This window comes from Streptomyces sp. CNX435, from assembly GCF_059570575.1.
The window spans coordinates 53,270-74,174 of record NZ_JCANTA010000006.1 but is presented as its reverse complement, the minus strand read 5'-3'; the positions used below and the strand labels follow the sequence as shown (position 1 = coordinate 74,174).

Annotated in this window: 11 protein-coding genes; 9 read left to right on the top strand and 2 right to left on the bottom strand. The window is 73.0% G+C overall.

All coding sequences use genetic code 11. The annotated features are described in order from the left end of the window. Nucleotides 1-71 precede the first annotated feature (71 nt). The 4 genes from yicI to T328_RS12905 all read left to right on the top strand — a co-directional run bounded on the left by yicI (nt 72) and on the right by T328_RS12905 (nt 9,442). A complete protein-coding gene (gene yicI, locus T328_RS12920; protein ID WP_496496140.1) occupies nt 72-2,354 on the top strand; it encodes an alpha-xylosidase in 2,283 nt (760 codons plus the stop codon). Nucleotides 2,355-2,407: 53 nt separating this feature from the next. Continuing rightward, complete coding sequence (locus T328_RS12915; RefSeq protein WP_496496139.1) at nt 2,408-3,415, top strand: LacI family DNA-binding transcriptional regulator; 1,008 nt, start codon at nt 2,408-2,410, stop codon at nt 3,413-3,415. A gap of 83 nt (nt 3,416-3,498) precedes the next feature. Continuing rightward, nucleotides 3,499-6,414, top strand: coding sequence for a glycoside hydrolase family 3 C-terminal domain-containing protein (locus tag T328_RS12910; RefSeq protein WP_496496138.1), 2,916 nt, complete (start codon nt 3,499-3,501; stop codon nt 6,412-6,414). 121 nt (nt 6,415-6,535) lie between these two features. Next, nucleotides 6,536-9,442: a beta-galactosidase gene (locus T328_RS12905; RefSeq protein ID WP_496496137.1), complete on the top strand. Its 2,907-nt coding sequence runs from the start codon at nt 6,536-6,538 to the stop codon at nt 9,440-9,442. A gap of 157 nt (nt 9,443-9,599) precedes the next feature. On the opposite strand, the gene T328_RS12900 is transcribed toward T328_RS12905, so the two are convergent. After that, nucleotides 9,600-11,900 carry a serine/threonine-protein kinase gene (locus T328_RS12900; protein ID WP_496496136.1) on the bottom strand — a complete coding sequence of 767 codons (2,301 nt, stop codon included), beginning with the start codon at nt 11,898-11,900 and terminating at the stop codon, nt 9,600-9,602. Nucleotides 11,901-12,303: 403 nt separating this feature from the next. On the opposite strand from T328_RS12900, the gene T328_RS12895 reads away from it, so the two are divergent. Then, nucleotides 12,304-15,117, top strand: a complete 2,814-nt coding sequence (locus T328_RS12895) for an AfsR/SARP family transcriptional regulator (protein WP_496496135.1) — start codon at nt 12,304-12,306, stop codon at nt 15,115-15,117. A gap of 307 nt (nt 15,118-15,424) precedes the next feature. Beyond that, a complete protein-coding gene (locus T328_RS12890) occupies nt 15,425-16,159 on the top strand; it encodes a helix-turn-helix transcriptional regulator (RefSeq protein ID WP_496496134.1) in 735 nt (244 codons plus the stop codon). Between the two features lie 180 nt (nt 16,160-16,339). On the opposite strand, the gene T328_RS12885 is transcribed toward T328_RS12890, so the two are convergent. Beyond that, nucleotides 16,340-16,900 carry a TetR/AcrR family transcriptional regulator gene (locus T328_RS12885; RefSeq protein ID WP_496496133.1) on the bottom strand — a complete coding sequence of 187 codons (561 nt, stop codon included), beginning with the start codon at nt 16,898-16,900 and terminating at the stop codon, nt 16,340-16,342. 220 nt (nt 16,901-17,120) lie between these two features. On the opposite strand from T328_RS12885, the gene T328_RS12880 reads away from it, so the two are divergent. Genes T328_RS12880 through T328_RS12870 form a run of 3 tightly spaced genes read left to right on the top strand, consistent with a single transcriptional unit; the run spans nt 17,121 to nt 20,901 of the window. Further along, nucleotides 17,121-17,660, top strand: coding sequence for a (2Fe-2S)-binding protein (locus tag T328_RS12880; RefSeq protein ID WP_496496132.1), 540 nt, complete (start codon nt 17,121-17,123; stop codon nt 17,658-17,660). Then, on the top strand, nt 17,660-18,634 hold the full coding sequence (locus T328_RS12875) for an FAD binding domain-containing protein (RefSeq protein WP_496496131.1): 975 nt from the start codon (nt 17,660-17,662) through the stop codon (nt 18,632-18,634). Before T328_RS12880 ends, T328_RS12875 begins: the two co-directional genes overlap by 1 nt. Nucleotides 18,635-18,636: 2 nt before the next feature. Next, nucleotides 18,637-20,901, top strand: a complete 2,265-nt coding sequence (locus tag T328_RS12870; protein ID WP_496496130.1) for a xanthine dehydrogenase family protein molybdopterin-binding subunit — start codon at nt 18,637-18,639, stop codon at nt 20,899-20,901. The last annotated feature ends 4 nt before the right edge of the window (nt 20,902-20,905 follow it).

The following is a 20,905-nucleotide window of genomic DNA, read 5'->3' as shown; positions in this document are numbered from 1 at the left end:
CGCTCGCCCACGGCCCTGCCGTGGACACCGCGCGGTCAAATGATCTCCCCCTTGACCCCGAGAGGCTGCGCATGAAGTTCACCGACGGTTACTGGATGCTGCGCGAAGGCGTGCGTGCCGCGTACCCCGTCGAGGTGCTCGACGTCACCGCCGGGGACGGCACGCTGGACGTCCACGCACCGACCCAGCCCATCCGGCACCGCGGCGATCTGCTGAAGGGCCCGGTCATGACGGTCTCCTGCCACTCCCCCATGCCCGACGTGATCGGGGTGACGCTCACCCACTTCGACGGCGGCGCCGACGCCGGGCCCCGCTTCCAGCTCGCGGAGTCCGGCCCGCACGCGGACGTCGCCTACGACGACGAGCACGCCCTGCTCACCGCCGGCAGCCTCGCCCTGCGGGTGGCGCGCGGCGGCCCGTGGCGGCTGGACTTCCTCACCGCCGACGGGCTGAAGCCGCTCACGTCGTCCGGGCCCAAGGGCATGGGGATCATGGAGACCGACACCCCCGGCGGCCCGGCCCGGCACTACCTGCGCGAGCAGCTCGGGCTCACCGTCGGCACCCACGTCTACGGGCTCGGCGAGCGCTTCGGGCCGCTGGTGAAGAACGGCCAGGTCGTCGACATCTGGAACGCGGACGGCGGCACGGCCACCGAGCAGGCGTACAAGAACGTGCCGTTCTACCTCACCGACGCCGGCTACGGCGTCTTCGTCGACCACCCCGGGCGGGTGTCGCTGGAGGTCGGCTCGGAGGCGGTGTCGCGGGTGCAGTTCAGCGTCGAGGGGCAGGAGCTGACGTACTACGTCATCCACGGGCCGACTCCTAAGGAGATCCTGCGCAAGTACACGGCGCTCACCGGCCGGCCCGCGCTGCCGCCCGCGTGGTCGTTCGGGCTGTGGCTGTCGACGTCGTTCACGACCTCGTACGACGAGGAGACCGTCACCTCCTTCATCGACGGGATGGCCGAGCGCGACCTGCCGCTGTCCGTCTTCCACTTCGACTGCTTCTGGATGCGCGAGTTCAACTGGTGCGATTTCGAGTGGGATCCGCGGGTCTTCCCCGACCCGGCGGGCATGCTGCGCCGGCTGAAGGAGCGGGGCCTGAAGATCTGCGTGTGGATCAACCCGTACATCGCGCAGCGCTCGCCGCTGTTCGCCGAGGGCCGCGAGGCGGGCTATCTGCTGCGCAAGCCGGACGGCGGGGTGTGGCAGTGGGACCTGTGGCAGCCGGGGATGGCGCTGGTGGACTTCACCAACCCCGACGCGCGCGCCTGGTACGCGGGCAAGCTGGCGGCGCTGCTGGACATGGGCGTGGACTGCTTCAAGACCGACTTCGGCGAGCGGGTGCCCACGGACGTCGCGTACTTCGACGGCTCCGACCCGGAGCGGATGCACAACTACTACACCTACCTCTACAACGAGACGGTCTTCGACGTGCTGAAGAAGCACCGCGGCGAGGGCGAGGCGGTGGTCTTCGCGCGCTCGGCGACGGCCGGCAGCCAGCAGTTCCCGGTGCACTGGGGCGGCGACTGCGAGTCGACGTACGAGGCGATGGCCGAGTCGCTGCGCGGCGGTCTGTCGCTGGGGATGTCGGGCTTCGGCTACTGGAGCCACGACATCGGCGGCTTCGAGGGCACGCCGTCGGCGGCGCTGTTCAAGCGGTGGATCGCCTTCGGGCTGCTGTCGTCGCACAGCCGGCTGCACGGCTCGTCGTCGTACCGGGTGCCGTGGCTGTTCGACGAGGAAGCCGTGGACGTGCTGCGGGTGTTCACGAAGCTGAAGCTGCGGCTGATGCCGTACCTGGACGCGGTGGCGCGCGAGGCGCACGAGCAGGGCGTGCCGATGATGCGGCCGATGGCGCTGGAGTTCCCGGACGACCGGGCGTGCACGCATCTGGAGCGGCAGTACATGCTCGGCCCCGACCTGCTGGTGGCGCCGGTGTTCAGCGACGAGGGCGAGGTGTCGTACTACGTCCCGGAGGGTACGTGGACGCACCTGCTGAGCGGCGCGGAGGTGCAGGGGCCGCGGTGGGTGCGGGAGCGGCACGGGTTCGCGAGCGCGCCGGTGCTGGTGCGGCCGGGCGCGGTGCTGCCGGTGGGTGCGGTGGACGACCGGCCGGACTACGACTACGCGGACGGGGTGACGCTGCGGGCGTACGGCCTGCGGCCCGGGCAGCGGGTGGAAGTGCCGGTCGCGGGGACGACGTTCACGGTCGTCAGCGAGGGCGGCACGGTACGGGCGTCGGCCGGCGGCGGTCCGGCGGGCGCGGGCGGGCCGTGGGCGCTGGAGGTCGTGGGCGGGCCCACGGTGCACGCGGAGGCGGGCCGCGCGGTCCTCGTCGCGGAGCTGGGCTAGGGTCCCGCAGTCCGGCATGTCGAACGGCCGGTCGGCCGAGGGAGGGGGAGCTGATGGTCAAGATCACCGATGTGGCCCGGCACGCCGGGGTGTCGCCGAGCACCGTCTCGTACGCGCTCAGCGGCAAGCGCCCGATCTCCGAGGACACCCGGCAGCGCATCGAGGCCAGCATCCGCGAACTCGGCTACCGGCCGCACGCCGGCGCCCGCGCGCTGGCCAGCAGCCGGTCCAACGTGCTGGCGCTGGTCATCCCGTTCCGCAGCGGGATCCACGTGCCGGTCGTCATGCAGTTCGCGGTGTCGGTGGTGACGACGGCCCGGCAGCACGACCACGACGTGCTGCTGCTCACCCAGGAGGAGGGCGAGGAGGGGCTCTCGCGGGTGGCGGACACGGCGCTGGTCGACGCGCTCATCGTCATGGACGTGCAGCTGCACGACGCCCGGCTGTCGCTGCTGCGCGCTCTGGACCGGCCCTCGGTGCTCATCGGCTTCCCCGCCGAGGCCGCCGGACTGACCTGCATCGACCTGGACTTCGCGGCGGCCGGCGGCGCCTGCGTGACGCATCTGGCGGAGCTGGGCCACCGCTGCGTGGCCCTCGTCGGCTCGCCACCAGCCGTCTACCTGCGCCAGACGGGCTTCGCCCAGCGCGTCACGCAGGGCTTCACCGCGGCGGCCGACGAGCGCGGGCTGACGTCGACCGTGCACCCCTGCGAGGCCACCCCGGCGGCGGCGCAGGCGATGGCGGAGCGGCTGCTGCGCGAACACCCGGAGCTGACCGGGGTCGTGGTGCACAACGAGCCGGTGGTGCAGCCGCTGATCGAGGCGTTCCGGCGGCTCGGGCTGCGGGTGCCGGAGGACCTGTCGGTGGTGGCGATCTGCCCGGACGAGTTGGCGGAGCAGGCGCCGACGCCGATCTCGTCGGTCGCCGTGCCGTCCGCGGAGATCGGCGCGCGGGCGGTGGAACTGCTGACGCGCAAGCTGGACCGGCTGGACGTGCCGGAGGCGACGCTGCTGCCGCCGCGGCTGACCCGGCGGGCGACGACGGCGCCGCGCACCGGCTAGCCCTCCCCCGGCCGGGCGTTACGGAACGGAGCAACTCATCACGTAGTCGAAGCGATTCGACTAGATCAAAAGGAGTCGCGCACGTGAAACGCAGATCAATTCTCGCCGTCCCCCTGGCCGTCCCGCTCGTGGCCACCCTCACCGGCAAGGCCACGGCCGCCACCCCGGCAGCAGCTCCGGCCGCCGCCGGCAAGGCCCGCGACCTGCTGGGCAAGCTCACCCTGGACGAGAAGATATCCCTGCTCCACCAGTGGCAACCCGCCATCCCCCGGCTGGAGATGAAGGCGTTCCGCACCGGCACCGAGGCGCTCCACGGCCTCGCCTGGCTCGGCCCCGCCACCGTCTTCCCGCAGGCCGTCGGCCTCGGTGCCACCTGGAACCCCGAGCTGGTCCGCGAGGTCGGCGACGCCGTCGGCGACGAGGTACGCGGCCTGCAGCACGAACGCCCGGCCGGCTGGGGCCTGAACGTCTGGGCGCCGGTGGTGAACCTGCTGCGCGACCCGCGCTGGGGCCGCAACGAGGAGGGCTACTCCGAGGACCCGTACCTGACCGGCGTGATCTCCACGGCCTACGCGGGCGGGCTCACCGGCGGCGACCCCGCCAACCTCAAGACGGCCCCGCTGGTCAAGCACTACCTGGCCAACAACAACGAGATCCGGCGCGACCAGACCTCCTCGGACCTGCGCCCGCGGGTCCTGAAGGAGTACGAGGAGCCGGCGTACCGGGCGGCGATCGCCGCGGACGCCGCGTGCGGCGTCATGACCGCGTACAACCTCGTCAACGGCCGCCCCTGCACGGTTACCGACCTCAACGCCTCGGTACGCACCTGGACCGACCGCGCCCTGCTCAACGTCACCGACGCCTGGGCGCCCAACAACCTCCCGGCCACCGGCTCCCAGAAGTACTTCGACACCCTCGCCGAGGCCGACGCCGCCATCCTCAAGGCCGGCGTCGACAGCTTCACCACCGACGACACCAACGGCGAGCCGACCGCCGCCGCGGTCAAGGAGGCGCTGGCGCAGGGCCTGCTCACCGAGGCGGACATCGACACCGCCGTCGGGCACATCCTCGACGTCCGCGAGCGCCTCGGCGACTTCGCCGCGGACGGCGGCCCGTACGGGCACCTCGACAAGTCCGTCATCGACAGCCCCGCCCACCGCAAGCTGGCCCGCCGCACCGCCGCCGAGGCGGTCGTGCTGCTGAAGAACGACGGCGGCGCGCTGCCGCTCGACGCCGGGGAGCTGCGCAAGGTCGCGGTCGTCGGGCCGCTGGCCGACACCCTGTACACCGACTGGTACTCGGGCAGCCTGCCGTACGCGATCACGCCGCTGAAGGGCATCGCCGACCACCTCGGCGCGGGCGCCGAGGTGACCACGAGCGAGGGCGTCGACCGCGTGGCGCTGAAGAACGCCGCGACCGGCCGCTACGTCACCGCGGGCAGCGGCGCGGAGGGCGCGGCGCTGGCCGAGAAGGCGACGGCGGCGGGCGAGACCGAGCAGTTCGACGTCTTCGGCTGGGGCGAGGGCATCGTCACGCTGCGGGCCGTCGCCAACGGCAAGGTCGTCGGCATGCGCGACCCGGACGGCGACGGGCCGGAGGGCAACCAGTTCTTCAACGACCAGGACCAGCCCAACGGCTGGTTCGTCTCCCAGCTCTTCCGGCCGGAGGAGCAGGACGACGGCACGGTGGTGCTGCGGTACTCGGGCTACGAGAACTGGCTCGGCGACGCCGTCTACCTCCGCGCGCGCGAGGAGGACGGCGTGCTCGTCCTCGGCACCGCCGCGGAAGCCTCCCGCTACACGCGGGAAACGGTGCGCAACGGCGTCGACGAGGCCGTGGCGGCGGCGCGGGCGGCGGACGTCGCGGTGGTCGTCGTCGGCTCGATGCCGTTCATCACCGCGCGCGAGACCGACGACCGCGAGGACATGGGCCTGGCGGAGCCCCAGGCGGAGCTGGTGCGGGCGGTGCTCGCCGCCAACCCGAAGACCGTGGTCGTGGTCGAGAACAGCTACCCCACGACGCTGACCTGGGAGCAGGAGAACGTCCCGGCGCTGGTGTGGACGACGCACGCGGGCCAGGAGACGGGCCGCGCGCTCGCCGACGTGCTGTTCGGGGACGTGAACCCGTCGGGCAAGCTCACCCAGACCTGGTACCGCTCGACGGACGACCTGCCCGACATCCTGGAGTACGACAACATCAAGTACGACCGCACGTACCAGTACTTCACCGGCGACGTGCTCTACCCCTTCGGCCACGGCCTGTCGTACACCACCTTCCGCTACGGCCGCCCGCAGCTGCGGCGCGACGCCGTGGCGGTGTCGGTCACCAACACCGGCCGGCGGGCGGGCGCGGAGGTCGTGCAGCTGTACACGCGGCAGCGCAGCTCGCGGGTGAAGCAGCCGCTGAAGAAGCTGCAGGCGTTCGCGAAGGTGTCGCTGAAGCCGGGCGAGACGCGGACGGTGACGCTGCCGCTGAAGCGGGACGCGCTGGCGCACTGGGACGTGACCCGGGAGCGCTGGGTGGTCGAGCGCAGCACGTACGACGTGCTGGTCGGCGCCTCGGCGGAGGACATCCGGGGGCAGGCGGAGCTGGCGGTGGACGGCGAGACGGTGCCGCCGCGGGACCTGCGCCGTGCGACGCGGGCGGAGAACTTCGACGACTACGCGGGCGTGCGGCTGGTCGACGAGTCGAAGCCGCGGGGCACGGCGGTCGGCGCGGAGTCGGCGGGCGCGTGGCTGCTGTTCGCGGACGCGGACCTGCGCGGCGGCGCGGGCCAGCTGACCGCCCAGGTGGCGAAGGAGTCGCCGGGCGAGGGCACGCTGGAGGTCCGCCTGGGCGCCCCGGACGGCCCCCTGGCGGGCACGGCGCCGGTGCCGAGCACGGGTTCGCGGTATACGTACACGGAGGTCACCGCGGCACTGAAGGGCGCCGCCAAGCGGCAGGACGTGTACCTGGTCCTGACCGAGGACGTCCGCCTGGCCACGTTCTCGCTGCGCTGAGCGCTTACGGACGCGGGCCGCGGAGTCCGGGGGTCGCGGGGGCCCGGCCGCCGCCACACCCGGCCCGCGGCCCCGCCGACCCGCCGGGCCGCCGTTCGCCCTTCTCACGGAAGGAAGCGTCATGCACCCACGCCTCGCCCGCCGCCGCGCGCGGCCACGCCGCGTGCTCGCGGTGCTGCTCGCGCTCGCCGCGGCGGCCTGCCTCGGGCTGGCCTCCGGCGCCCCGGAGCCGGAGCGCGCACCGGAGCCCGCGCCGGAGGCACAGCCGCGACCCGCCGCCCGCGCGGATGCGCGCACCGCTCACACCATTTCCTACGACCGCCACTCGCTGCTCATCGACGGCGAGCGGACCCTCCTCCAGGGCGCCGAGTTCCACTACTTCCGGCTGCCGTCGCCGGACACCTGGCGGGACGTGCTGGAGAAGTACAAGGCCGCCGGCTTCAACACCGTGTCCCTGTACTTCCACTGGGGCTACCACTCGCCCAAGCGCGGCGTCTACGACTTCTCCGGCGTCCGCGACGTCGACCGGCTGCTCGACGTCGTCGAGGACGTCGGGTTGTACGCCGTCGTACGGCCCGGGCCGTACATCAACGCCGAGACCAGCGGCGGCGGGCTGCCCGCGTGGCTGAAGAACGTCGAGGGGCGGGCCCGGTCGTCGGACGCCGGGTACACCGCCGCGTACCGGGAGTGGCTGACCGAGATCAACCGGATCATCGTGCCGCACCAGATCACCCGGGGCGGCCCGGTCGTCCTCTACAACGTCGAGAACGAGTACGCACAGAACACCGACGCGCAGTACATGCAGGACCTCCAGGACCTCGCGCACGCGCAGGGCGTCGACGTGCCCATCACGCACAACCAGTGCTGCCAGGCGTCCTGGACCCCGACCTGGGCGGAGGGCCTCGGCGCCGTCGACATCCCCGGCCTGGACGACTACCCGCAGTCCTTCGAGTGCCAGGACGCAGACACGGTCTGGGGCCCGTGGGGTGACGGCATCACCCGGCGGCTGAAGGACGACGCGCCCGTGTACGCCGCCGAGTACCAGGGCGGGGCGATCGACCTCAACAACGCGGGCTACGAGGCGTGCCGGAAGCTGACCGGCCCCGCGTACATGAAGTACTTCTACAAATCCAACCTGATCAAGAGCGGCGCCACCCTCTTCAGTTACTACATGGGCTTCGGCGGCACCAACTGGGGCTATCTGGCGCAGCCGAACGACGTCTACACCTCGTACGACTACGGGGCGATGATCACCGAGGACCGCCAGCTGACGGAGAAGTACGACGAGTTCAAGCTCCAGTCGCACTTCCTGCGGGCGGCCTCCGGCGAGCTGACGAAGACCGACGAGGCGGCGCCCGCCGACGTGCCGGCCTCCGACAACCCGGCCGTCCAGACGGCGGCCCGCGTCAACCCCGACAGCGGGGCGGCGTTCACGCTCGTACGGCACAGCGAGCCCGCCGCGACCACCGACGACACGGCCGTCCTCGACTACGGCGACGGGCGGACGCTGCCCGTGCGCGTCGACGGGCGGGACGCCAAGGTGCTGCTCTCGGACTACGACTTCGGCGGGCAGCGGCTCGCGGTGTCCAGCTCCGAGCTGATGACGCACACCGACGACGGCGGCGGCGGGGACGTCGCGCTGTTCTACGGGCGCGCGGGTGAAGACGGGCGCACGGTGCTGGAGTACGGCTCCCGGCCGCGGGTCGAGGTGCTGTCCGGGGAGGCGTCCGCCGCGTACGAGGGAGGCGAGCTGACCCTCGACTACGTCCACGAGGGCCTGACCCGGGTCCGGATCACCGGCGGCGACCGGCCGCCGCTGCTGCTCCTCCTCGGCACCGACGCGACCGCGGCGGAGTTCTGGCAGGACGCGGAGAGCGGGCTGCTGGTACGCGGCACCGCGCTGCTGCGCGACGGGGCGGTCCACGGCGGCACGGCACGGCTGCGGGCCGACACCGAACGGGCCGGCGAGGTCGAGGTGTTCACCGGCGCCGGCGCCGGCCGGCTCGCGGTGAACGGCGAGCGGGTGCCCGTACGGCGGACCGCGAGCGGTTCGCTGCTCGGCGCGCTGCCCGGGCCGCGGGCGGTCGAGCCGCCGGAGCTGACGGGCTGGCGGGCCGCGGCGGAGGCGCCGGAGGCGCAGCCGGGCTTCGACGACTCCCGCTGGCGGTCGGCGGACAAGACGCTGCACGCCGACGACCACGGCTTCCACCACGGCAGCCTGTGGTACCGGGGGCGGTTCACCGCCACCGGCGGCGAGACGACGCTGAAGCTGAACGCGCTCACCGGCCGGCGCGGCATCTACCAGGTGTGGGCGGACGGCCGCTACCTCGGCTCGGCGAAGGGCGGCGTCCAGGCGGACTCCGACCCGCCGGTCAACGAGGACCCGGGGCCGGGCACGTTCACGCTGCCGGAGGCGGCGGCGGGCGAGGAGGTGGTCGTCGCGGTGCTCGTACAGAACATGGGGCACAACGACGACTGGATCGCCGACGACACCCGCTTCAAGCAGCCCCGCGGCCTCGTACGCGCGGAACTGGAAGGGTCGGACGCCGCCCTGTCCTGGAAGCTCCAGGGCGCCCGCGGCGGCGAGGACCTGACGGACGTCGTACGCGGGCCGCTCAACACCGGCGGCCTGTACGGCGAGCGGCACGGCTGGCACCTGCCGGGCGAGCCGCACTCCGGCGCGTGGCGGGCGGCACCGCCGGACGTCGGGGCGGGCACCGTCACCTGGTACCGCACGTCGTTCCGCCTCGACCTGCCCCGGGGCCAGGACACCGCCCTCGCGCTGCGGTTCGGCGAGCCGCCCGCCGGGCACCGGCTGCTGATGTACCTCAACGGCTGGAACGTCGGCCAGTACGGCGCGGGCATCGGCCCGCAGCGGGACTTCACCCTCCCGGCCGGGCTGCTCCGCGACGACGGGCGCAACACCCTGGCGCTCGCCGTGATCGCCGAGGACGACTCGGCGGTGCGGCTGCCGTCGCTGGCGGTGAAGGGCAACCACCTCACGGGCCCGGGCCCGCGGGGCGGCTGAGGGGGAAGGTGGTGGGTCCGCGGCGGGCGGGAGGACAGCCGCCCGCCGCGGACGCTCGGGACCGACGCCGCCGGCGCGGGGGCAAGGCGCCCGGCGGCGTCGGGGTTCTGCGGGGCCTGCCCGGGTGCTCGGTCCCCGGAGACCGGCCCTGTCTCCGTCATACGGCGGGAAGGCCGTAGATGTTGTCCGTGTGGACGGCGATGAGCCGTCTGCCCGCTGCCGCCACTTGCCACTGGCCGCTGTCGTTCACGCCGTCGTTGTACCGCCAGCGCAGCTCGCCGGAGTCGGCGTCGAACGCGTAGATGCCGCCGCCGTCGAAGTACGAGGCGCCGTACACGGAGTCCCCGGCCCGGACGAAGCTGATCGGCATTTCCATCGGCGTCACGTCTTTGTTGCGCCACAGCACGTCGCCGCTGTCGGCGTCGACGGCGAAGACGGCGTGCCGGGTGACGGAGGTGTACACCACCCCGTCGGCGACGGTCACCGAGGGGTTGAAGCCGTTGCTCTGGTGCTCCGAGGGGACCGCCCAGAGTTCGTCCCCGCTGTCCAGCGCGTAGGCGACGAGCGTCCGCTCGCTCTGGTTGGCGAAGATGACCTTGTCGCGGTGGAGGGCGGGGCGCTGGGCTATCTCGTCGCCGACCTCCTTGGTCCACACCTGGTTGCCGGCCGCGGTGGAGCGGACGGTGAGGTTGTAGTTGTCGTCCGCGTAGACGAGGTAGGTCCCGTCGGTGGTCGCGGCCACGCTCCACTCGCCCGCCCCCGGGTCACGCTGCTTGCGCCAGGCGACCTTGCGGGAATCCAGGTCCACGGCGGCGACGACGGTGCCGCCTTCCCCGGCGCCTTCCACGCCCTCGATTTCGGCGATCACGTAGACGTGTCTGTCGTCGGCGGCGACGGGCCGCGGGTTGGTGTAGCCGGCGCCGAGGCGACTGCGCCACGCCTCCTTGCCGGTCTTGACGTCGAGGCCGACGAAGTCGCCGTCGTAGTCGGCGCTGAGCAGGAACAGCAGTCCGCCGCTGTGCACGATCTCGGAGCCGGGTGTGATGCCCGCAACCGGCCACTTCTTGTCGCCGGTCACCGGGTCGCACGCGAGGAGCGGGTCGCCCATGACGATGGCCTGGCCGTCGACGACCTGTGGCGCGACGCCGTACGCCAGGCTCAGCGGCTTGGCGCGCTGCCGCCACAGCGGCTCCGGGCTCGTGCCGGCGGGCGGGGTGGTGAAGTTGTCCGCGTCCAGCGCCTCGGGCAGCTTGTCCTTGTCGCCGTCCGTCTTCCCGCCGCCGTCCGCGCCGGTGAGCAGCCACGCGGCCAGCCCGCCGCCGCCGAGCGCGAGCACACCGGTGCCGAGCCCGGCGGTCAGGAACGTCCGCCGGGAGGACCGCCTGCGCCCGGCGGGACCCGGCCGGGGCGCGGCGAAGGCGGTCGGGGTGTAGCCGGCACCGGCACCGGCACCGGCACCGGGCGCCGGGGTGCCGCCGCCGGACCTCGTCACGTCGTAGGCCCCGTCCGGGACCGGCCCGAACGCCGCCGGCGGCCCCGCGGCGCCGGCGGGGGCGCCTTCCCGCAGCGGCTCCTCCAGGTCGAGGATCCGCGCCGCGTGCTGCGCGATCGTGGAGGCGACCGGGCCTGGCAGCCACGACTGCGGCAGCCCCGCCGCGCCGCCGGCCGCGAAGCCCGCGCCGATCTGCTCCGGACGGGGCCGGGTCGCCGGATCCTTGGCGAGCAGCGGCGCGATGTGGCCGCGCAGGCCGTCCGGCACCCCGCTCAGGTCGGGCTCCGCGTGCACCACCTGATACAGCAGCGCGGGCGCGCTGCCCGCACCGAACGGCTGCCGCCCGGTCGCCGCGTACGCCAGCACCACGCCCAGCGAGAAGACATCGCCCCCCGGGCCGGCGTGCTGCCCGGTCGCCTGCTCCGGCGGGATGAAGCCGGGCGAGCCGACGATGACGCCGGTGCTCGTCAGGTGGTCGCCGTCGACGGCGCGGGCGATACCGAAGTCGATGACGCGCGGGCCGTCGGCGGCCAGCAGCACGTTCGACGGCTTGAGGTCCCGGTGCACCAGCCCGGCGCCGTGGACCGCCACCAGCGCCTCCGCGAGCCCGGCACCCAGGGCGCGCACAGTGGTCTCCGGCAGCGGCCCGTGCCGCCCCACGACCTCGGAGAGCGAGGGCCCCAGGACGTACGCCGTCGCCAGCCACGGCAACACCCCCTCGGTGTCGGCGTCCACGACGGGCGCGGTGTACGTCCCCGACACCGCCCGTGCGACCTCCACCTCCTGCCGAAACCGCTGCCGGAACCCGGCGTCCTCGGCCAGCTCCGGTCGCACGACCTTGACCGCGACGGTCCGCCCGCCCGCCGACCGCGCAAGGTACACCCGCCCCATGCCCCCCGCCCCAAGCCGCGCCAGCAGCCGGTACGGACCGAAGGCAACCGGATCCTCGACCTGCAACGGCTCCATCGGCAACCACCCCAAACTCTCGTACGTGTGCATGAAACGGTCGGGCGCTCCGGCAGCCGCCGCACGTATGCCTTCGCGGGCGGCGTAGCGGGACCAGGATGCGGACGTGGCCACGGGCCGGTTCTGCCCGGCGTCCGCTCGGCGGCGACGGCTGCATCGTCGCAGGCAGTCTGGAGGTGGTGGAGCAGTACCGACAGGCGAGGTTGTCACAGCTGTTGACCCTGCCGATGAATTGTGCCTGCCAGACCTTGACGAAACCTGTCAGGGACCTCGCTGAGCCCCGGCCGGCTTGCCTAGCCGAAGTGCCCCGCCCTGGACGGAGCCTCTGGCTGGTAATTCGTCTGGCAAGCTTGCGCTCACGCGCCTTGACACGGAACGCACATCCAGGAGGTCTCCACCGGGCATGACTCACCTTCGTCTCCTGGGAGCGGTCGAGCTGCGCGGCGAGACGGGCGCGTGCATCGACCTCGGCCCGCAGCAGCAGCGCTGTGTGCTGGCAGTGCTCGCCATGTCCCCCGGTCGGCCGGTGGCGGTGGAGACCGTCATCGACAACGTCTGGGGCCCGCACCCGCCAGAGAACGTCCGCGATCTCGTCTACAACTACGTCTACCGGCTGCGGCGCCTCCTCCGTCGGACGGACGCCTCCGTCGCGCTGCCCCACAGTGCCGAGGGATACGTCCTGGACCTCAGGCCCGACGAGGTGGACGTGCACCGTGTCCGCACGCTGGCCCGCCGCGCCCGGCAGGAACGGGCGCAGGCCGTGGAGTTGTTTCGCGAGGCCACCGGGCTGTGGCGCGGCACCCCGTTGGGCGACCTGCGCGGCGATTGGGCGGCTCGGGTACGGGCAGGGCTGGTGCGCGAGCGCGTCACCCTGTTGACCGAGCGCTTCGACACCGAACTCGAACGGGGCAGGCACGCCGAGATCGTGGTGGAGCTTTCCAGTGCCGTCGCCGAGCACCCCTCGGCCGAACCTCTGACAGCCCAGTTCATGCTGGCCCTGTACCGCACCGGCCGCACAGTCGACGCCCGAGCGGCGTACGACGACCTCCGGAACCACCTCGTCGAGGAACTCGGCCAGGACCCGGGCCGGGCCCTGCGCGAGCTGCACCAGCGCATCCTGCGCCACGATCCCGGACTGCACGACCGCCCCACGTCCACGCCGCCCTCGTCCCGCCTCGCCCCCGCTCCCGTGGTACGGCCCGCCCAGCTTCCGCCGGATGTCCCCGGATTCGTCGGCCGGGACGACTACCTCGACCGCCTCTACCCCTTGCTGCCCGGCGCCACCGGCACGGCGGCGGTCTGTGCCGTCGTCGGGACCGCGGGAATCGGCAAGACGACCTTGGCGGTGCACTGGGCGCACCAAGTGGCCGGACACTTCCCCGACGGTCAGCTCTACGTCAACCTGCGCGGCTTCGACGGCACACACACGGCACTCGCCCCGGCTCAGGTGCTACGGGGCTTCCTGACGGCGCTCGGCTTGCGGAAGGAGGAGTTCCCCCCGAGTACGGAGGCGCTGTCCGCCCTCTTCCGCACCACGCTGGCCGGGCGACGGGTACTTCTCATCCTGGACAACGCCCGCGACCTCGACCAGATCCGGTCGCTGCTGCCCGCCGCACCGGGCTGCCTGACCCTGATCACCAGCCGATCCGCACCCCCCGGCCTGCCGACCGTCGGCGCCACCCGGCTCGGCCTGGAGTTGTTCACCCCCGGCGAGGCCCGGCAGATGCTGGTCCACCGCCTCGGCGCAAGCCGCCTGAACGGCCAGTCGGAGGCGGTCGAGACCATCGTCGAGCGCTGCGCCGGCCTGCCGCTGGCGCTGGCCGTCGTCGCCGCGATCGCCGCCGCCCACCCCACGTTCCCCCTGGGCACGCTGGCCGAACAGCTACGCGAGGAAGGCCGCGGCCTGGCGCCGGCGTTCTCCGACAGCGGCATGAATCCCGACATCCGCGCCGTCTTCTCCTGGTCCTACCGCGGCCTCAGCCCCGCGGCGGCCCGGCTGTTCCGGCTGACCGGCCTGCCCGCCGGCCCCGACCTGAGCTGCGCCGCGGCAGCCCACCTGACCGGGTTCCCGCTCCAGCGCACCCGAACGCTGCTGTCCGAACTCACCCGCGCCCACCTGCTCACCGAGCGCACTCCGGGCCGCTACACCAGCCACGACCTGCTGCGCGCCTACGCCACCGAGCTGACCCACCGCCTCGACCCCGAGCCGGAGCGGCACGCCGCCCTGTCCCGGCTGCTGGACTACTACCTCCACTCCGCGCACGCCGCCTGCCTGGCCACCGGGATCCACCTCTACCTGGAACCGCCCGGTCCGCCACTGCCCACCATCACCCCGGAAAGCTTCACCGACGCCGCCCAGGCGATGGACTGGTTCGCCGCCGAACACCGCACCCTGGCCGCGGCGGTACGGCTCGCCGCGCGGACCGAACTCGACGGCTACGCCACCCAGTTGAGCCGGTGGCTGACCACCTTCCTCGATCGGCAGGGTTACTGGCACGAGCAGGAAGAGCTTCAGCACACCGCCCTTCAGGCGGCGCTGCGCCTCGACGACCCCGTCGAGCAGGCTCGCTCGCTCACCGACCTCGCCCGTGCGCACATCAGGGCCAAACACTTCGAGCAGGCCCTGGCCCACCTGAAGAAGGCCCTCGCCCTCTTCCACGCCTGCGGCGACACTCGTGGCCAGACCCGCGCACACCACCTCCTCAGTTACGTGCAGGAGTTGCGGGGAGACTACGACGAGGCACTGGACCACTCGCTGCGGATGCTCGACCTCGAACGCTCCACCGGCTGCGAGGACGGCCTGGGCCGGGCGCTGAACTCCGTCGGCTGGCTGCACACACTGCGCGGCGACCACGAGCAGGCGCTGGCTCACCTCGGCGAGGCGCTGGCGCTCCAGGAGCGCCTCGGCGATCAGTACGGCGCCGGCATGACCTTGGACAGCCTGGCCCTCGCCCACCAGAAACGGGGCGACTGGCCCCAGGCGATCGCCTGCTACCAGCAGGCACTCGACCTGCTTCAGTCGCCGGTGGCGTCCCACCGCCTGATGGCGGCCCACACGCTCGCCCGGCTCGGCGACACCCGGCACAGCGCGGGAGACCCCGCCGAAGCACACGACGCCTGGCGGCGTGCCCTCGGCATCTACGAGGAGTTGCAGCACCCGCGGGCAGAAGACCTCCGCGCCCGGTTGGACGGGATGAGCACCGGCGCTCGTCGATAGCCGCATGCGGACGGTGGTCAGCGCCGGGGGGCTTGCGCGGTCACCTCCCGCAGCGCGGTCCGGGGGCGAAGATGCGATTCATCCCGGGCGCGGTATCGGCCGACCGGACGAGACCGCGAACCCTCTTCGCCGACAGCGCAATTGACAGCACACGGCCGTGTGTGCTGGGGCCGCCGCGAGGACACGCGCTAGATGCCGTCAAGGTCCCCCACGGGAAACGTGCGGCATGATCGCGATGAGATCCGGCACCCGCCGAGTGGGCCCTGACCAGGCCGGCGGTCTCGTGACGTGCCATAAGGGGGACAACGTGCTACGAGTCGGTGTCATCGCCGAAGACCAGCTTGAGTGCAGCGGCATCCGCGCCACGCTTGCGGACCAGGCAGGCGTCAGCGTCGTCGCCGAGGGGAAGCCCGGCGGAGAGCTACGGCTGGTGCGCCACACGCCGCTGGACGTGCTCGTGAACTGCCAGCCCAGCGCGGACGCGGCGCTGCACTCGCTGCGGCGCGTCACCGCCGGATCACCCCGGCGGCCCTGCACCCTCATCCTGCTCAACTGCCCCACCGCCGAGGACATCCGCCGGCTACTCGCGTGCCACTCGGTCGGCATCCTGCGGCGTGGCACGGCCGCGACGCACCTGCCGTGGGCGGTGCCCGCCGCCGCACACGGCGGCCTGGTCCTCGACCCGGGGCTGACCCGCTCCGTCGTCGCCGCCTACACGGAGCCGGAGCGGCTCACCACCGCGCGGAAGGCCGCGCAGATGCTGATCGGCACGCTCAGCCCGCGCGAGCGGGAAGTGCTGGATCTCGCCGCCGAAGGGCTCACCAGTGCCGGCATCGCGGCATCCCTCTCCGTTGCCGAGGTCACCGTCAAAGCCCACCTGCGGAACATCTACACCAGGCTCGGCGTGTCCAACCGCATGCAGGCCGTGCGCGTAGCCTGGGAAGCGGGCCAGCCGGCCGTTGCCCCCGCGCGGCGGCACGTGCGGGTCTCGGCGGCCACCTCGCCCAGGCTCATGACCGAGGGCATCCAGCCGGCCACGTAGGTGACCGGTCCGCGCGCAGACGCTTCGGAGTTGCCGCCGCGCAGCACGGGCGGCACCGCAGCCTTCGGAGCCCCGTCCCGCCTCTTGCGTTGGAGCGCGCTGTAAGTCGTACGTTTCCCGCGTCGGAACTCCGAAGCCTGTCCAGCGAGGTGATCATGCGTTGCAGCCGGGGGCATCGGCTCACGTCGCGAGTACGCCGCCGAGGAAGACCCGGGTGACCGCGGTGCTCGCCTCCTCGACGCCGAGGCGCCCGTGGACGACGTGCCCCGAGATGCCCCTCAGCAGGGACGCGTAGACGATCAGCAGGTGCGCGGTGGGCAGGTCGGTGCGCAGGGCGCCGTCCCGCTCGGCGCGTTCGAGCAGCGCCTGCACCGCCTCCAGTACCGGTGTCGCCGGTCCGCCCTTCCGCTGCGGGATGTTGTCGAACAGCGCGAGCGCCCGGTACTTCCCGACCAGCGCCATCACCGCCCGGGTCAGCCTGGCGACGGCGTCCTCCAGGGGTACGGAGTCGGGCTTGGCGTCGGCGATACGCGTGGACAGCTCCTCAAGCGCGGCCTCCCGCAGTGCTTCGAGGAGGGCTTCCCGGTTGGGGAAGTAGCGGTAGAGCGTCGCCCGCGCGACGCCGGCGGCCTTGGCGATGTCGGTCATGCTCGTCGCCTCGCCGCGCTCGGCGAGGACGCCGCTCGCGACCTCCAGGATGCCGGCGGCGACGTGATCGCGGAGCGCGGGGCTTCTGACCATCGGCGCCATCGTACACAGCCGATCAGCAGCTTGACAGGCGTGACTCACGAGAGAGACAGTCTGTCTCATCATTGAACGAGAATGACTTCACCCGAGGGAACCGCCCATGCCCCCTTCGACCAAAAGTCCCGCAGACTCAACAGACCCGGCAGAACCGGCAGAACCGCCGGCGTCCCGCAGTGGACTGCCCCGGCGCGGTTTCCTAGCCCGCTCCGCCGCGGTGTCCACGGCCGTGGTCGCGGCGGGCACGGGCGCCGTGGCGTTGCAGGAAGCCGCGACCCCCGCGACGGCTGCCGGCCAGGAACTGGTGGACGTGACGCTGCGGGTGAACGGGCACGCCGACGCACTGCGGCTCGACCCGCGGTCGACGCTGCTGGACACGCTGCGGGACCGGCTCGGGCTCACCGGCACGAAGAAAGGCTGCGATCGCGGCCAGTGCGGGGCCTGCACCGTGCACGTCGACGGCCGCCGGGTGCTGGCGTGCCTGACGCTGGCGGCGAGCGTGCACGAGCGGCCGGTCACCACGGTCGAGGGCCTCGCGGACGGTGACCGGCTGCATCCCATGCAGCAGTCGTTCCTCGACCGCGACGCGCTGCAGTGCGGGTACTGCACACCGGGTCAGATCATGTCGGCGGTCGCGCTCGTCGACGAGGGGCACGCCCGCTCCGACGGCGAGATCCGCGAGTTCATGTCCGGCAACATCTGCCGCTGCGCGGCGTATCCGAGCATCGTCGAGGCGGTCAAGGGCGGTGCCGCCTGATGCGGCCGTTCGCCTACGCCGCCCCGGCCAGCGTCGACGAGGCGATCTCGGCGGCCTCCGCCCACAACGGCGCCTACCTCGCCGGCGGCACCACGCTGGTCGACCTGCTGAAGCTTGAGGTCATGGCGCCCCGCCTGGTCCTGGACATCCGCCGGCTGCCGCTGGACCGCATCACGCTCGGCCGGGACGGCCTGTTCATCGGCGCGGGCGCGAGGATGAGCGAGACCGCCGCGCACGAGGCGGTCGTCTCCCTCTTCCCGGTGATCGCCGAGGCGCTGCGGCAGAGCGCGTCGCCGCAGCTGCGGAACATGGCGAGCATCGGCGGCAACCTGCTGCAGCGCACCCGGTGCGGCTACTTCCGCGACACCGGCATGCCGTGCAACAAGCGCGAGCCCGGCAGCGGCTGCCCGGCGATCGAGGGCGCCAACCGCTCGCACGCCGTCCTCGGCACCAGCGACGACTGCGCCGCCACCCACGCCAGCGACCTGGCCGTGGCCCTGGTCGCGCTGGACGCCTCGGTCCACCTGCGCGGCGGCGACGGCGAACGCCGCGTCCGGCTGGAGGACTTCTACCGGCTGCCGGGCAGTACGCCGCACCGGGAGAACCAGCTGCAGCCGGGTGAGCTCGTCACCGGCGTGTCGGTCCCCCCGCTGCACTGGGCACGGCGGTCGACGTACGTAAAGGTCCGCGACCGTGCCGCCTACGAGTTCGCGCTCACCTCCGCGGCGGTCGCGGTCGACCTGCGCGGCGGCACGATCCGCGCGGCCCGGGTCGCGGCCGGCGGGGTCGGCACCAGGCCATGGCGGCTGCCGCACGTGGAACGGGCGCTGCGGGACAGGCCGTTGCGGCAGGACGCGATCGAGGCCGCCGTCGCCGGTGCCGCCGACGGCGCCCGCACGCTGGCGCACAACAAGTTCAAGCCGGCGCTGCTGCGCCGCACTCTCGTCCGTGCTCTGCTCAGCCTGGGGGATTGATCATGGCCACCTCACCCATAGGCACCGCGGTCGAGCGCGTGGACGGCCGCGCCAAGGTGACCGGCACCGCCCGCTACGCCGCCGACCACCACCCGCGCGGCCTCGCGTACGGCCACCTCGTGCTCAGCACCGTCGCAAAGGGCACGGTGCGTGCGATGCGCGTCGACGCCGCCCGCGAGGCCCCCGGCGTGGTCGCGGTCTACACACCCTTCAACCCGCTGCCCTACGCGGGTCCGTGGCTGGAAGGACCGCTGAACAGCACCGGGCCGAACTACTTCCCGCTGCAGCCCGGCGACCGCAGAGTCCGCCACCACGGGCAGGTCGTCGCCATGGTGGTCGCCGAGACCTTCGAGCAGGCACGCGACGCGGCGGCGCTCATCGAGACCTCGTACGACGTCGAGCAGGCGCGCACCTCGTTCACCAACGGCCTCCCCGACGCCGTCACGCCGCCGCCCCGGCCGCCGGCCCAGGGGCTGCCGCCGGTGCCGGCGGTCGAGGAGCACCTGCAGTCCGGGTACGAGTCGATCGACCAGGCCCTGGCGGCGAGTGAGGTCACCGTCAGCGCCACCTTCAGCCAGCGGCCCGAGCACCACAATCCGATGGAGCCGCACGCCGCCGTCGCGGCCTGGGGGCGCGACGGCAGGCTGACGATCCACAGCGGCAACCAGGGCCCGCTGATGCACGCGGCGGAGATCGCGTACGCGATGGACATCGACGTCGAGCGCGTACACGTGGTCAGCCCCCACGTGGGCGGTGGCTTCGGCGCCAAGGTGGCCACCTGGGCGCCGACCGTGCTGGCGGCAGCCGCCGCCCGGGAGACCGGACGCCCGGTGAAGCTGACGCTGACCCGCGAGCAGCTCTACACCGTGACCGGCCACCGGCTGGCGACCCACCAGAGGATCGACCTCGGCGCCGCGCGGGACGGCACGCTGCACGCGATCAGGCACGACTGCGTGACGGCCAAGCCGGCCACCAGCAACGCCGACGGCGGCTTCGCCCGCTACTCACAGCACGTCTACGCCTCGCCCAACATCTACACGGCCAACCGCACCGTCACCCTCGACGTCCCACCGGGGACGATCATGCGCGCGCCCGGCGAGGAACCCAGCTCGTTCGCGCTGGAGTGCGCGATGGACGAGCTGGCGTACCGACTCGGCATCGACCCGGTCGAGCTGCGGCGCCTCAACAACGCCGCCACGCACCCGATCTCCGGGCTGCCGTACTCCAGCAAGCACCTCGACGAGTGCATGACCGTCGGCGCCGCACGCTTCGACTGGTCGCGCCGGCCGCGCACGCCGGGCACGCTCGTCGACGGCGAGTGGTCCACCGGCATGGGGATGGCGATCGGCGTCTTCGGCGCGATGCGCTACCCGATCTCGACGCACGTCGCGTTCCGGCGCGACGGCACGGTGGCCGTCGAGGCCGCCACCTCCGATCCCGGCACCGGCATGACGACGGTCGTGGCCCTCATGGCCGCCGACAGCCTGGGCGTCCCGGTCGCGCGCGTCGAGTCCGTGGTCGGGGACAACGCCGTGAGGTCGCAGTCACCGCAGGGCTGGGGACTCGCCGCCGGTTCCGCGGGCACCGCCAGCGTCGCGCCGGCCGTGCAGGACGCGAGCAAGGCGGCGGTGGACGCGCTGATCCAGCACGCGGTCACCCGGAGGCGTTCGCCGTTCCGCGGCCTCGACCCGGAAGACGTGCGCTACCGCGACGGCAGGCTGAGCGCGGCCGGGCGCAGCGTCGGCTTCGGCGAGCTGCTGGCCGCGACACGCACCGACGCCGTCGGGGCGGAGAAGTCCAGCGGCCCCGGCGAGGAGTTCGGGCAGTACGCCCTGAGCACCTTCGCCGCGCACTTCGCCGAGGTCAGGGTCAACCGCTTCACCGGAGAGACCCGGCTGGCGCGGATGACGACGGTGGTGGACGCCGGCACCATCCTCAACACCGCCGCCGCCCGCAACCAGATCGTCGGCAGCGTCACCTTCGGCCTGGGCCAGGCGCTGCTGGAGGGCGCCGAGGTGGAGCCCGCCACCGGCCGGATCGCCAACGCCAACTTCGCCGACTACCTGGTGCCGGTCAACGCCGACATCCCCGACATCGACGTGCACTTCCTCGACCACCCCGACACCGTCATCAGCCCGCTGGGCAGCCGCGGCGTCGGCGAGATCGGCACGATCGGCTCGGCCGCGGCGATCGCCAACGCGGTTTCTCACGCCACCGGCAAGCGCATCCGCGACCTGCCCATCACGCCGGACAAGCTGATCGGCTGACGAC